The sequence below is a fragment of the Acidovorax sp. CCYZU-2555 genome (assembly GCF_018413525.1).
Lineage (GTDB): Bacteria > Pseudomonadota > Gammaproteobacteria > Burkholderiales > Burkholderiaceae_C > Comamonas.
In genome coordinates this window covers 39,383-52,825 of the sequence record NZ_JAHCDD010000017.1, presented here as the reverse complement: position 1 = coordinate 52,825, position 13,443 = coordinate 39,383, and the positions used below count along the sequence as shown (strand labels likewise).

The following is a 13,443-nucleotide window of genomic DNA, read 5'->3' as shown; positions in this document are numbered from 1 at the left end:
CGGCCATCCTTTTTCCAGATTTCGCCCACAATTTCTGGCGTTCGCTCTCAGGCCCGGCGTTCCACGCGCACCAGCCAGCCGCCCGAGTGGCGATGGATATCGATGGGCAGGGTCTCGGCCAGCGCCTGCAGCGCCGCGTCGCTGTCATCGAGCCCGAAGATGCCGGTCACGCGCAGGCGCGCGGCTTCGGGCGACACGCGGATATAGCCCAGGCGATAGGGCTTGAGCGCGGCCAGCACTTCATCGAGGCGCTGGTCTTCGGCATGCAGCAGGCCATGGGTCCAGGCGCTGGCCGCCGTGGTCAGGCCCGTGCCGGCCAGGCGCGTGATCTGCGCTCCGTCTATCCAGGCGCCCTGGCCCTGGGCCAGAATGTCGCTCTGCGCGGGCGTGGCCAGGCGCGTGCTGACTTCGAGGCCGTCGCGCAGCGCCACGGCCTGACTGCGTACCTCTTCCTGGCGCACCATGAACTGCGCCCCCAGCGCGCGGATATCGGCGTGTTCGGTGCGCACGACAAACGGCGCGGCGTCGGCGAAGACTTCGGCGCGCAACTGGCCCTGGCGCAGCTGCACCAGGCGAAGGCCGTCGCTGAAACGCACATCGACCGACGAGCGCGCATCGAGCTGCAGACGGCTGCCGTCGGCCAGCGTGAAAGTCTTGCGCTCGCCCGTGGCGGTATGCAGATCGGCGCGCCAGTCGGCCAGCAGGCCGCTGCTGCGCGCAATCCAGCTGCTGCCCAGGCCCAGGCCGGCGACGCCCAGCGCCGCGCGCAACACGCGGCGCCGGCGCGCGCTCAGCACCGAGGCCTGCTGTATCGCGTTGGCCACGGCATCGGTTCTGGCACCGCTGGCCAGGCCCTGGCCCGCGCTGGCCTGGCCGAAGGTCGCGTCCAGCGCACCGCCCAGGCTTTGCCAGGCGTGCAGATGGCGCGCATCGGCCGCGAGCCAGGCCGCAAACGCCGCGCGCTGGGCCTCGTCCACGGCGCCCGAACGCAGCTCGACCATCCAGTCGATGGCCTGCTCGGTGAGCGCATCGAGCGCTTCGACGGCGTGAGTGCGCGCCATCAGGATTGCAGCGCGCGCATGCAGCAGCGCAGGCCGTCGGCCATGTAGCGGCGCACCATGCGCTCAGACATATCGATGCGCTGCGCGATCTCGGCGTAGGTCAGGCCGTCGAGCTGGCTCAGCAGAAAAGCGGTGCGCGCCTTGGCGGGCAGGCTTTCCAGCGCGTTGGCGATGGCTTCTAGCGACTCGCGCAAGACCGCACGCTCTTCGGGCGAAGGCGCGAATTCTTCGGGCAGGGCCGCGAGCGCTTCCATCCAGGCGCGTTCCAGATCGCGCCGGCGCCAGGTCTCGGTGAGGATGTTCTTGGCGATGGTCGTGAGATAGGCGCGCGGCTCGTGCATGGCGTGCAGGCGCTTGTAGCCGATCACGCGCAGAAAAGTTTCGGAGCTCACGTCCTCGGCTTCGGCCGCGTCGCGCAGTCGCTTGCGCAGGCGGTCGAGCAGCCAGGGCTGGTGGGCGGTGAACAGGGCGGCGGCGGCAGCGGCATCCGCCGCCGGCATGGGAGTGCTGGACACGAAATGTATTGAATGAGAATGTTTCTCAATTATACAAGATCAGTTCAAAAAACAACGCCCTACCCGGGCGCGCCGGCCTCAGGCACCCAGCGTGCGCGCGAACAGCGCCCGCATGGCGTCCCAGCCGCGCTGGGCCTGCAGCGCGTCGTGCACCGGGAAGTCGGGCACCATCCAGCCGTGGGGCGCGGGATATTCCTCGCTTTGATAACGCACGCCGGCTTCGGTCAACGCGGCCTCGAAACGCCGGGCCATCGCGGGCGGATAGCTGTCGTCGTTCTCGGCGCTGGCGATATAGATTTCGGCCTGCAGCGTGGCCACCAACCAGTGCGGGCTCTGCGGCGCATCGGTCGCCAGGCGCCCGCCGTGGAAGCTCGCGACCGCGGCAAAACGCGTGGGATAAGTCGCGGCCGCGGCCACGGCGATGCCGCCGCCCATGCAAAAGCCCACGGCGCCTATGCGCGTGCCCGCGACATCGCCGCGCGTGTCCAGATACGAAAGCAACGCCCCGGTGTCGCGCGCGGCCTTGTCCGTGCCCGTGGTCGCGATCAGCGGGCCGAGAATCGCTGCCGGATTGCCGGCAAACACTTCGGCCGGCACCAGCGGCGCATAGGGACCGTAGCGATAGTAGAGATCGGGCAACAGCACCAGATGGCCCGCATCGGCCAGCCGCGCCGCCATGTCGCGCATCGCGGGCCGCATTCCGCCCGCGTCGCCATAGAAAATCACCGCCGGCCAGGGGCCTGGGCCCGCGGGCGTGAATACATCGGTGGGGCAAAGGCCGTCTTCGGTCTGGATCACTGCGTGTTCGGCGGGCATGGAACTCCTGGGGCGAGGCAAATGGCTATCCTAATGCCGCTTGGCGGCGGCGCTGCGCGTCAAGCGCTGAAATGCGCGCGCATGAAACCGCTGAGTTGCTGCGCCGCGGGTGCCAGCCGCTGCGCGGGCTGAAGAAGGCCCAGCGGCTCCATGGGCGCGGTGCCCGCGACGTCGAGCTCGACAATCTGGCCGGTGCGTATCAAGGGCATCAGCATGGTCAGCGGCAGCACCGTGAGCAGGTCATGGTTGAGCAGCAGCCACCACAGCATGGTCGAGGTGCGCGTCACCAGCGGGTGCATCTTCAAGGGCGCACGGCAGCGCGCCGAAATGCTGTCGAGCCGCTCACGCGCCGCCGAGCCCGAAGGCAAGGCCATCCAGACCGCGCTTTCGAGTTCGTCGCGATCGGCCGTGGCGCGCGCGGCCAAGGGGTGCTGGGCGCGGCAGACGATGGCAAAGCGATCGGCCAGCAGCGGATGGAACTCCCAGCCTTCGGGGTTGACGGGCGGGCGCCGGCAGGCGACGAGATCGACTTCGCCGCGCGCGATGGCCTGCAGCTGCTCGTCGTTCTCGGCTTCGCGCAGCTGTATCTGTATGCCGGGCCAGCGCGCATGGAAGGCCGACATGGTCTCTATCAGCAGCCCGTTGGTCGCGGAAATCGATGCCGCGAGCCGCACCTGGCCTTCGCCCTGGCGCTGGCGCGCTTCGACGGCCTGGGCGGTGTCGCGTATGCCCATCAGCATCTGGCGCGCCAGCGGCAGCAGGTCGAGACAGGCATCGGTGGGATGCACGCCCTTGGCGTGGCGCTGGAACAGCGGCGTCTCCAGCAGCGCTTCAAGGTAAGCCAGCGTCTGCGTGACCGACGACTGCGTGACGCCTATTGCGTCGGCCGTGCGCTGCACGCTGCCCAGCTCGGCGAGCTTGAGCAGGATCTGGATATGGCGGAACTTGCCGCGCGCCAGCAGGCGGTTGAGCAGCGTGGTAACGGTCAAGGGCATGGTATTAGTCAGTCTAATGCATGGAGCGCAAAAGTAATTTGGCGCGGCCGGCCGCGGCGCCGATGATGGCTTCATAGAAATGCACGACCACGTGCAACCAACAGGAGACAAACCATGAACCCCATCCGCCGTGCGTGCCTGGCCCTTGCCGGCCTGGCTCTGGCCGTGCCCAGCTTCGCCCAAGCCGACACCTGGCCCAGCCGCCCCATACGCGTGATCGTGCCGACCCCGCCCGGCGGCGCCTATGACGCGACCATGCGCCCGCTGGCCCAGGAGTTGTCGCAGCTGCTCAAGCAGCCCGTGGTGGTGGAGAACCGCCCCGGCGCGGGCAATATCATTGGCGCGCAGGTGGGCGCCGCGGCGCCAGCGGACGGCTATACGCTGACCATGACGGGCATGGTCAACACGATTGCAGCGGGCGTCTACGACAACCTGCCCTTCGATATCGCCAAGGATTTCAGCCATATCGGCGCCATCGGCGCGGCCGCGCAATGGCTGGTGGTGCGCAACGACGCGGGCTTTGGCTCCATGCGCGAGCTGATCGCCAAGGCCAAGGCCGAGCCCGGCAAGATCAACTACGCGAGTTCGGGCGCGGGCAGCACCGGCCATCTGCTGGTCGAGCTGCTGCAGCGCAGCGCCGATATCCAGCTGATGCATGTGCCCTACAAGGGCGGCGCGCCCGCGCTGCAGGACGTGCTGGGCGGCGTGGTCTCGGTGATCGTCGTGCCGCCGAACACCGCCATCCCGCATATCAAGGCCGGCAAGCTCAAGCTGCTCGCGGTGTCCACGGCCCAGCGCAACCCGGCCTACCCCGATGTGCCCACGTTCGAGGAACTGGGTTTTTCGCAGATGACCGTCAGTTCCTGGGTGGGCCTGTCGGCGCCCAAGGGCACGCCGCCGGCCATCGTGCAGAAGATCAACGCGGCCATGGAGGCCAGCCTGGCCAGGCCCGCGCTGCGCACCCGCCTGGAGAACGACGGCATGACGCCGATGACGATGAGCGCCGCGCAGTTCAGCGATCTGGTGCGCAGCGACGCCCAGCGCTGGATACAGCTCACCAAGAGCCTGAACATCAAAGCCAACTGATTCCAACCACCACTGACCGCCATGCCTTTTGTTGTTTCCCACGGCCGCAAGATCTATTACGAACGCCACGGCCAGGGCCCGGCCCTGCTGTTTTGCCATGGCGCGGGCTCGAACGCCGCGACCTGGTGGCAACAGCTGCCGCAGTTCGCGCGCGATTTCAGCTGCATCACCATGGACTTGCGCTGCTTCGGCCGCTCCGTCGCGCCGCTCGATGAGTTCGAATTTGCGCTGTTTGTCGCCGACGCAATCGCCGTGCTCGATGCCGAGACGGTCGAACGCGTGGCCGTGATCGGCCAGTCGCTGGGCGGCATGGTGGGCCTGCGCCTGGCGCTGCAGCATGCCGACCGGCTCTGGGCGTTTGCCGCCTGCGACACTTCGCTGACCATCAACCATCCCGCATTGCTCGACGCCATGGCCAAACGCGTGACCCGGGTGCAGGCGCTCACGGTGGAGCAGCGCTCGCTGGGCCGTTGGTTCATAGAGCAGCACCCCGACCGCGCCGCGCTTTATGCGCAGATCAACCATTTCAATCCCAGCGCCCATGCGTTCGACAGCGACGCCTGGGGCGCGGCGGTCACGGGACTGATGGCGCCGCGCAATCTGCTGCCCCTCGAAGCGCTGGCCGGCATTGCCTGCCCCACGCTGTTTGTCGTCGGCAGCGAAGACCCGCTGGTGCCGGTCGAAGTGATGCAGGCGTTTGCGCAGCAGGTGCCGGGCAGCGCACTGCATGTGGTGGAGCACGCCGGCCACTCGGCCTATTTCGAGAAGCCCGAGGAATTCAACGAGAATGTCCTGGCATTTTTGAAACGCCATTGCCCGGCCTGATCGCCGTGGCGCGGCCCCCTGCCCATGGACCACGCCTTCTCGCCCTACGCCCTTCCTGAAACCCGGCTGCCCTTGTGCAGCTCCCTGCCCCACGCGGGCGCGGCCAGCGTGCAGCAGCTCGAACAACGCAGCTTCAACGCCTGGCCCGCGCCGCGCAATGCCGTGGTCGGCGACTGGCTGCTGCGTAGCGCGGGCGGCTATACCAAGCGCGCCAACTCCGCGAATGCGCTGCAGCCCGGCGCCGCGCTCACGCCGCAATTGCTGGAACACGTCGAAGCCCACTATGCGCGCCAGCAGCTGCCCAGCATCTTTCGACTGAGCCCTCTGGCCGATGGCGGCGTCGATGCGCTGCTGCAGGCGCGCGGCTATCGCCTCGTCGACCCCTCGCAATTGATGCAGCGTGCGACGCAGGACTATGATCAGCCCGCCGCAAACGGCCATCTGCAGTTCGACTCACAGCTGGAGGCCGTCTGGCTCGAAAGCTATTGCGCGGCCAGCGTGCACCCGCCCGAACAGCAGCTGCCGCACCGAAGGATTCTGGAGTCCATAGGCATGCGCTGCGCGTATGCATCGCTGCAGCGCGACGGCCGGGCACTGGCCTGGGGCCTGGCGGTGCTCGAGCGCGACGCGGTGGGCCTGTATGAAGTGCTGGTCCACCCCGACCACCGCGGCCAGGGCCTGGGGCGGCAAATGGTGCAAGGCCTGCTGCAATGGGCCGCCCGACAGGGCGCGACGCATACCGACCTGCAGGTGGCCGCGGCCAATGCGCGCGCGCGCCAGCTGTATGAAAGCCTGGGCTTTGCGACGGTCTACGGCTACCACTACCGCGTGAAAGCCTAGGCTAGCCGCGGCGCGCGGCTTCTATCGCCGCGACATCGATCTTGCGCATGGTCATCATGGCCGCGAACGCGCGCTGGGCCACGGCCGGGTCGGGGTCGGCAATCGCCTCGGTCAGCACGCGCGGCGTGATCTGCCAGGACACGCCCCAGCGGTCCTTGCACCAGCCGCATTCGCTTTCCTGGCCGCCATTGCCGACGATGGCATTCCACAGCCTGTCGGTTTCCTCCTGGTCATCGGTCGCGATCTGGAACGAGAACGCTTCGCTGTGCTTGAATGCCGGGCCGCCATTGAGGCCCATGCAGGGAATGCCGGCGACGGTGAAATCCACCGTGAGCACATCGCCTTGCTTGCCCGACGGGTAGTCGCTGGGCGCGCGGTACACGCGCTGCACCGCGCTGTCGGGGAAGGTAGCGGCATAGAACTGCGCGGCTTCTTCGGCCGTACCGTCGTACCAGAGACAGATGGTGGTCTTGGGAATCATGGCGAGGCTCCTCATCAGTGGCATCGGAGCCTGCATTTTCAAGCGCTACCGTCCCCCATGTCACGCCGGGCCGTGGCCCCAGCAGGGAGATTGCCGCGACGCACAGAATTCCACCGCAAGATTCGGAGTGCTTGCGGTGGAATTCAGCGCTATCGTGCAGCCAGTCCCCGTTCTTCAAGGAATCCGTATGCATCCCACCCACCCCGACACCGCGCGCTATGCGAGCGAAGCCCAGCGCTGGCAGGCGGTGCAGGCACGCGATGCGCGGGCCGATGCGCATTTTGTCTATGCGGTGCAGACCACGGGCGTCTACTGCCGGCCCAGCGCCGCGACCCGGCTGCCGCGGCGCGAGAATGTGCGCTTCTTCGACAGCGCGCAGCAGGCCGAAGCCGCGGGGTTTCGTGCCAGCCGCCGCGCCCAGGGCGACCAGACGCTGGCCGCCGCGGCGCGCGCCGAGCTGGTGGCCGCGGCCTGCGCGTCCATGGACGCCGCCGATACCGCACCCACGCTGGAGCAATTGGCTGCCCAGGCGGGACTCAGCGCCTTCCATTTCCACCGCCTGTTCAAGGCCGAGACCGGGCTCACGCCCAAGGCCTATGCGCTGGCCGCGCGTGCGCGCCGGCTGCGCGCCCAGCTCGCCGCGCCCCAGGCCTCCGTGACCGACGCGATCTACGGCGCGGGCTTTCAGTCGAGCAGCCGCTTCTATGCGACGGCGGACCAGCGGCTGGGCATGGCGGCGCGCTCCTTTCGCGATGGCGGCGCGGGCGCCGAAATCCACTTTGCGCTGGGCCAATGTTCGCTGGGCGCCATCCTGGTCGCGCAAAGCGCGCGCGGCATCTGCGCCATCCTGCTGGGCGACGACCCCGAAGCGCTGCTGCACGATCTACAGGACCGTTTCCCCAAGGCCATTCTGATAGGTGCCGACGCGGGCTTCGAGCAGCAGGTGGCCCAGGTCGTGGGCTTGATCGAGGAACCGTCGCTGGGCCTGCAACTGCCGCTCGATGTGCGCGGCACGGCCTTTCAGGAGCGCGTGTGGCAGGCGCTGCGCGAGATTCCGCCGGGCAGCACCGTGAGCTATGCCGAACTCGCGGCGCGCATAGGCTCGCCCAAGGCGGTGCGCGCCGTGGGCAGCGCCTGCGGCGCCAACCCGCTCGCGGTGGCGATTCCCTGCCACCGCGTGCTGCGCAGCGACGGCAATCTGTCAGGCTACCGCTGGGGCCTGGAGCGCAAGCGCGCGCTGCTGCTGCGCGAGGCCCAGGGACCGTACGACTTCATGCTTGCCGCACCGAAACGCCCCGTCTAGTCAAAAAAATCAATCAAGCCGTTTGCTGGCGGCTGGCTTTTTCAAGTGCATCGTTCAATGTATCCGCGTTTTCGAAGCGCGCGCGACGGCTTCCGATGATCTCGCCGGCCTCTTGCATCGCAGCCTGAGTGGCGGCGTTAGGCACCTTGAGAGCAAAAGGCAGTTCCTGTTCTGCCACCACACGTGTCAGAAACAGGCGAACCGCATCGGAGACAGTAAGTCCCATGGCCGCCAGCGTCTCCGTCGCTTGTGCCCTAAGTGCTTCGTCCACGCGAAAGTGGACCATGCTGGTAGACGCCATACTGCCTCCTTGATATCTGCTGAAATACATGGTATCTCAGCCACCGATTGGAGTGCGGCGAGGCCCTCACGAGGGTAGATGCATTCTCGATCTTTCCCTGTGCTCAACAGAGCGCCTTCGATCAGAACAGCTGAACCGGCATTTCCGCCAGCAAACGGATCTGGTCGATATTGGCCTCGCCCTGAGCCTGGTTCACGCGGTGCACGCCATAGCGCAGTTGCAGCGCCAGGCCCTTGGCGGCGCCCTGTTGCACGGTGTAGCGCAGCAGCATGTCGCGCTCCCAATGCTTGCCCTGGGAGCCTGAATAGCCCAGGTAGTTGCGATAGACGCTGGTCAGGCGGCTGTAATCGACGCCCGAGCCGCGCGTATAGGCCACGCCCGCGCTCAGGCCCGGGGTCACCAGCGTCGCCAGATCGATGTCGTACTTCACTTGCCAAGAAGCTTCGTTCGCGCCGTTGAAGTCCGACAGCTGCATTGCATTCTCGAGCCAGATCGAGCCGCGGTTCACATAGTCGAACGGCGTGTCGCCATTGACTTTCTGGTAGCCCAGGCCGAACTTGTGCACGCCCGTCGCATAGGACGTCATCAGGCTGAACGTGGTGTTGTTGACCTGGCCGGCGCGCGCCGCGCCGGTGTCGCGGTTGCGGTACAGATTGAAGTTGAACGCCAGCGATTGCCGGGGCGCAAGCTCATGCTTGTAGAAGCTGCCCAGATACCAGGTGTTCCAGTGGTCTTCGTACTGGCCCATGTAGCTGCTCAGGCTCCAGTTCTTCACGGGCGTGGTCCAGGCCCCGCCCGCGAAGCTGAAGGCATCGGCGTTCGCGCCCGAGTAGTTCGCCAGCAGATCGCCGCCGTTCTTGCGGCTGTTGCGGTCGGCCCAGGCCGTGAAGCGCCCGGCCTGCAGCGCCAGCGTGGGGATGTCGGCGCTGGTGATCTGCCAGCCGCGATTGGTTTCGGGCAGCAGACGGGTGTCGGACGAATGGAAGATGGGATTGCGCGTGCGCATTTCGCCGATCTTCAACTCGGTCGATGACACGCGCAGCTTGAGCGCCGCGCCCGCGCGGCCAAAGCTGCTGGCAAGGTCCTGCCCGTCCTTGGCGACATAGCGCGGCGTGGCGCGTGCGGCATCGGCCTCGGTGCCCAGATTGATGCCGCCATAGGCATGGGCGTCGAGGCCCAGGCCGATCAGGCCTTGCGTGTAGCCCGACTGGTAGTTGAGCATCAAGCCATAGCCCGATTCGCGCACCTGGGTTTTGCCGCGCTCGCCATTGGTGGCGCGAAAGCTGCTGCCGTGGCGGTAATCGAGCTGCTCGAAGACATAGCGGTTTTGCAACTGCAGATGCGCGCCCGCGACAAAGCCCGTGGCCGTGTCCTGCGCGCCGGCCAGCGCCGGGCCGACAAAGCACAGCAGTGCGGCGCTGCTGGCGCCCAAAGACAATTTATTCAGTGTCATGGTGGTCAGCGCGCGGCGCGCGCGGCAATTTCCTGGAAACGTTTTTGCGCGCGCTCGGGCGCTTCGGCCGGAACCTTCAGCACGGACAGTGGCGCATCGCCGACCTGCACCAGCATCACCATGCCCATCGCGTAATGCGGCAGGCATTTGATGCCGTAGATGCCGGCTTCGGTGAATGTCACTTCGATCTCTTCGTTGATCTTGCCCTTGAAGGGCTTGGCCCCCGCAGGCGCCATGCCATCGATGGAGACCGCATCGTGGCCGCTGCTGCTGGCCAGGAACTTGAGTTTGTCGCCGGGTTGGAGCTGGATGAATTCGGGCTCGTAGACCATGGGGCCCGAGGCGCCGCGGTTGAGCATCTTGACTTCAAAGGTTTCGGCCCAGGCCGCGCCGGCGGCCGACAGGCTCAGGCAAACAGCGCCCAGACGGGCAAGCGTGAAAAGTTTCATGGGAAAGCGGAGTCCAGAGGTTTGAAACGCAGCACACGCGCGCCGTCCTGGGGATCGACCAGTTCGGAGACCTGTACCTTGAAAATGTCCTGCAGCAGCGCGGGCGTGAGAATCTCGCGCGGCGTGCCCTGGGCCACGAGCCGGCCGGCGCACATCACGGCCAGCCGGTCGCAGGCCAGCGCCTGATTGAGATCGTGCAGCGCCACCACCTTGGTGATGGGCAGGCCGCGCACCAGCTGCATCAGCGACAGCTGCTGGTGGATGTCGAGATGGTTGGTGGGCTCGTCGAGCAGCAGTACGCCGGGCTGCTGGGCCAGTGCACGCGCGATATGCACGCGCTGGCGTTCGCCGCCCGACAGCGTGCTCCAGGCGCTGCGCTGCTTGTGCTCCAGCCCCACGGCGGCCAGCGCCGCGCGCACGATGCGGCCGTCTTCGGCCGACAGCGGCTGCAGCGCCGACAACCAGGGCGTGCGCCCCAGTTCCACCGCATCCCAGACATCGATCGCATCTTGCGTATCGGCCATCTGCGAGACAAACGCCAGCTGGCGCGCCAGCGCCCGGCGCGGCAGGGCGCGCAGCGACTGGCCGTCGAGCAGCACTTCGCCGATGGTGGGCGCGAGAATGCCCGACAGCAATCGCAGAACCGTGGATTTGCCCGAACCGTTGGGCCCGATCAGCCCCAGCATCTCGCCGGGCTGCACTTCGAGGCTCACACGTTCGACAATTCGCGTGCCGCGTGTGCCCCAGCCGATGTCGCGCGCCTGCAATGCGGCCGGCGCGTTCATGCCCGCCCTCCACGGCCCTTGAGCAAAATGCCGGCAAACACCGGCGCCCCGACCAGCGCGGTGATCACGCCAATCGGCAGCACCTGGCCCGGGATCAGCGTGCGCGAGATCACATCGGCGGCGATCAAAAACACCGCGCCGATCAGCGCGCTCGCCGGAATCAGCCGGCGATGCCGCACCCCGACCATGAAGCGCGCCGCATGCGGAATCACCAGGCCGACAAAGCCGATCGCGCCCACGATGGAGACCATTACCGCCGTGATCAGCGCCGCCACCAGCAGCAGCACCAGTTGCACGCGGCGCACCGCCACCCCCAGCGCGGCCGCCGATTCGCTGCCGAACGTGAACGCATCGAGCGCGCGCGCATGCCACAGGCACACCGCAATGCCGGCAACGGCGATGCATGTGGTCAGCAGCGTGTCGCTCCAGCGCACGCCGCTCAGATTGCCCAGCATCCAGAACATGATGCCGCGCGCCTGCTCGGCGCTGCCCGACTTGGTGATGATCAGCGAGGTCAAGGCATTGAACAGCTGCGAGCCCGCAATGCCGGCCAGCACGATCTGCGCGCTGTTGCGCAGGCCGCCGCTGCCCGCGGCATGCGCGAGCAAGGCGACCAGCGCGAACGCGCAGACCGCGCCGAAGAACGCGCCCGTGGTCATGGAGATCGCGCCCGCGCCCAGGCCCGCGACCGACACCAGCACCGCGCCCGTCGAGGCGCCCGCCGAAATGCCCAGCAGATACGGCTCGGCCAGCGCATTGCGCAGCAGCGATTGCAGGATCACGCCCGAAATCGCCAGGCCCGCGCCGCAGCTCGCGGCCACGAGCGCGCGCGCCAGCCGGTAGTTCCAGACAATGCCCTGGTCTATGGGGTCGACCGGATACTGCGCACCCGCGAGCTGGTTGGCCAGCACCTGGTAGACGACGCTGGGCGACAGGCTGGTCTCGCCAATCGCCACCCCAAGCAGGATGGCGACGGCCAGAACGGCCAGCGCCGCGGTGGTCAGCAGGAACGGGCGCAGCAGGGAAACAGACACGGGCATGGAGAAAAAACGCGGCGCCAGTCGTATCAGCGCACCGCGCCTTGCAGTTTGAGCGCGGCCTGGGCGATCTGTTCGATGCCGTCGACCATGCGGATCGAGCCTTGCAGCGCGTCGGCGTCGACAATCACGATGCGGTTGTTCTTCACCGCGTCCATATGCTGGGTCACCGGGTCCTTCTTCAGAAACTCGAGCTTCTTCTGATAGTCATCGGCGGGGAAACGGCGGCGGTCCATGCGCGCGATGATCAGGATAGACGGATTGGCCTTGGCAATGGTTTCCCAGCCCACGGTGGGCCACTCTTCGGCCGAGGTCACGATATTGCGCAGGCCCAGCGTCTGCATCATGTAGCCGGCCACGCCCTTCTGGCCCGCCATGTAGGGATCGATGGCCAGATCGGCGCTGGAAAACCACAGCGCGGCCGAGACGTTCTGCAGCTTCGACGACTTGAGTTCGGCCACGGCCTTGGCCTGGCGCTGCGTCAAGTCATTGACCAGGGCCTTGCCGCGCGCTTCGACATCGAAAATCTGCGCCAGTTGCTGCACGCTCTTGTACAGCGCATTGACGTCATAGGCCGCGGTGCGCGTGCCGTCGGAGCCGCTGAGGTTGTTCTTGCCTTCGCAGTCCGAAGGCATGGCGTAGGTGGCGATGCGCAGGTCATGGAACTGCTCGCGCGTGCCGACCACGCCTTCCTTGCCGACCATCCATTCGAACTGCGACACGACCAGCGCCGGACGCTTGCCTATCACCGACTCGAAGCTCGGGTCGTTGTCGGCCAGGCGCGTCACCTTGTCGTTGACGGCCTTGAACTGCGGCAGCACGGCGTTGAACCACAGCGAGGTGCCCGCGACCTTGTCGCCCAGGCCCAGCGCGTAGAGCATTTCGGTGCCGGCCTGGCCTATGGTCACGGCCGATGCGGGCGCCTTGTCGAACTTGAGCGTATGGCCGCAGTTCTGCACCTGCAGCGGATATTCGCTGGCGCTGGCGCTGACGCTGAAGGACAGGGCGGCGCCGGCGAGCATGGCGGCACACAGCGTGGAGAAGGCAAGGCGGCGGATAGGCATAGAAACAGGTCTTTCCAGAATAGGCAGGCGATATTCTGGAAGAGAGCAAAACCGCGAAGCCAGGCTTACGCCGCGCAGGCAAAGGCGCGGCCCATCCGGATTTCCGAGAAATTGTTCACTTCCCGGACACCCCGCCGGCAATGATTGAAGTCGCTCTTCGGCAGGTTTCCTGACTGGCAAGTCATCGCGCGCGCGCCGCCTTCCCAAACTTGCGTTCAGTGGCGTATGGCACGCTCGCTCGTTGCCTACAGTTGCGGGGGCAGTTCCATTTCATCGGCGCGCGGGCCATACCGCCTGCGCGCCATTGGATTCCCTCATGCGCCGGCTGGCCGGGCGCATGTCCTTGCGGAACCGAAGGTGAGGTAATGTAGCCGATTTGGGTGGGGCACAAAGGCTGGCTGGGGCGCAGAACGCGCTTGTGTCTTTCTGTGA

General features: G+C 66.9%; 15 protein-coding genes and 1 riboswitch. Of the genes, 4 read left to right on the top strand and 11 right to left on the bottom strand.

Translation table 11 applies throughout. The annotated features are described in order from the left end of the window. Positions 1-47: 47 nt before the first annotated feature. The 4 genes from KHY18_RS08360 to KHY18_RS08345 all read right to left on the bottom strand — a co-directional run bounded on the left by KHY18_RS08360 (position 48) and on the right by KHY18_RS08345 (position 3,387). Positions 48-1,061 (bottom strand): FecR family protein, encoded by a 1,014-nt coding sequence (locus tag KHY18_RS08360; RefSeq protein WP_213297896.1) that lies wholly within the window; start codon positions 1,059-1,061, stop codon positions 48-50. Next, positions 1,061-1,576, bottom strand: coding sequence for a sigma-70 family RNA polymerase sigma factor (locus tag KHY18_RS08355; protein ID WP_349630262.1), 516 nt, complete (start codon positions 1,574-1,576; stop codon positions 1,061-1,063). The genes KHY18_RS08360 and KHY18_RS08355 overlap by 1 nt, the downstream gene beginning before the upstream one ends. Before the next feature lie 78 nt (positions 1,577-1,654). Then, a complete protein-coding gene (locus KHY18_RS08350; protein ID WP_213297893.1) occupies positions 1,655-2,392 on the bottom strand; it encodes a dienelactone hydrolase family protein in 738 nt (245 codons plus the stop codon). Positions 2,393-2,451: 59 nt separating this feature from the next. After that, on the bottom strand, positions 2,452-3,387 hold the full coding sequence (locus KHY18_RS08345) for a LysR family transcriptional regulator (RefSeq protein WP_213297890.1): 936 nt from the start codon (positions 3,385-3,387) through the stop codon (positions 2,452-2,454). A gap of 114 nt (positions 3,388-3,501) precedes the next feature. Between KHY18_RS08345 and KHY18_RS08340 the strand changes: the two genes are divergently transcribed. From KHY18_RS08340 to KHY18_RS08330, 3 genes are read left to right on the top strand one after another with little or no spacing between them, the layout of a single operon-like run. Further along, on the top strand, positions 3,502-4,473 hold the full coding sequence (locus KHY18_RS08340) for a Bug family tripartite tricarboxylate transporter substrate binding protein (RefSeq protein ID WP_213297888.1): 972 nt from the start codon (positions 3,502-3,504) through the stop codon (positions 4,471-4,473). A gap of 21 nt (positions 4,474-4,494) precedes the next feature. After that, positions 4,495-5,298, top strand: a complete 804-nt coding sequence (locus tag KHY18_RS08335) for an alpha/beta fold hydrolase (protein ID WP_213297886.1) — start codon at positions 4,495-4,497, stop codon at positions 5,296-5,298. A 24-nt stretch (positions 5,299-5,322) separates the two neighbouring features. Then, entirely contained in the window at positions 5,323-6,138 is an 816-nt protein-coding gene (locus KHY18_RS08330) for a GNAT family N-acetyltransferase (RefSeq protein ID WP_213297884.1), read from the top strand. A 1-nt stretch (position 6,139) separates the two neighbouring features. Here the strand turns inward: KHY18_RS08330 and KHY18_RS08325 are convergent, their stop codons facing one another. Continuing rightward, positions 6,140-6,619 (bottom strand): VOC family protein, encoded by a 480-nt coding sequence (locus KHY18_RS08325; RefSeq protein WP_213297882.1) that lies wholly within the window; start codon positions 6,617-6,619, stop codon positions 6,140-6,142. A gap of 187 nt (positions 6,620-6,806) precedes the next feature. Between KHY18_RS08325 and ada the strand changes: the two genes are divergently transcribed. Beyond that, the gene (gene ada, locus KHY18_RS08320; RefSeq protein WP_213297880.1) at positions 6,807-7,922 is read left to right on the top strand and encodes a bifunctional DNA-binding transcriptional regulator/O6-methylguanine-DNA methyltransferase Ada; all 1,116 of its coding nucleotides are present in this window, start codon (positions 6,807-6,809) and stop codon (positions 7,920-7,922) included. Positions 7,923-7,935: 13 nt separating this feature from the next. Here ada and KHY18_RS08315 read toward each other — a convergent pair whose 3' ends face one another. The 6 genes from KHY18_RS08315 to KHY18_RS08290 form a co-directional block, all read right to left on the bottom strand. Further along, a complete protein-coding gene (locus KHY18_RS08315) occupies positions 7,936-8,223 on the bottom strand; it encodes a type II toxin-antitoxin system RelB/DinJ family antitoxin (RefSeq protein WP_213297878.1) in 288 nt (95 codons plus the stop codon). Positions 8,224-8,344: 121 nt separating this feature from the next. Next, on the bottom strand, positions 8,345-9,676 hold the full coding sequence (locus KHY18_RS08310; protein WP_213297875.1) for an OprD family outer membrane porin: 1,332 nt from the start codon (positions 9,674-9,676) through the stop codon (positions 8,345-8,347). A gap of 5 nt (positions 9,677-9,681) precedes the next feature. Beyond that, complete coding sequence (locus KHY18_RS08305) at positions 9,682-10,125, bottom strand: pseudoazurin (RefSeq protein WP_213297873.1); 444 nt, start codon at positions 10,123-10,125, stop codon at positions 9,682-9,684. Then, on the bottom strand, positions 10,122-10,910 hold the full coding sequence (locus KHY18_RS08300) for an ABC transporter ATP-binding protein (protein WP_213297870.1): 789 nt from the start codon (positions 10,908-10,910) through the stop codon (positions 10,122-10,124). The genes KHY18_RS08305 and KHY18_RS08300 overlap by 4 nt, the downstream gene beginning before the upstream one ends. Further along, positions 10,907-11,944 carry a FecCD family ABC transporter permease gene (locus KHY18_RS08295; RefSeq protein ID WP_502768535.1) on the bottom strand — a complete coding sequence of 346 codons (1,038 nt, stop codon included), beginning with the start codon at positions 11,942-11,944 and terminating at the stop codon, positions 10,907-10,909. The genes KHY18_RS08300 and KHY18_RS08295 overlap by 4 nt, the downstream gene beginning before the upstream one ends. Positions 11,945-11,976: 32 nt before the next feature. Then, positions 11,977-13,011 carry an ABC transporter substrate-binding protein gene (locus KHY18_RS08290; protein WP_213297864.1) on the bottom strand — a complete coding sequence of 345 codons (1,035 nt, stop codon included), beginning with the start codon at positions 13,009-13,011 and terminating at the stop codon, positions 11,977-11,979. A 142-nt stretch (positions 13,012-13,153) separates the two neighbouring features. Beyond that, positions 13,154-13,382: riboswitch (cobalamin riboswitch) on the bottom strand. Positions 13,383-13,443: the final 61 nt, after the last annotated feature.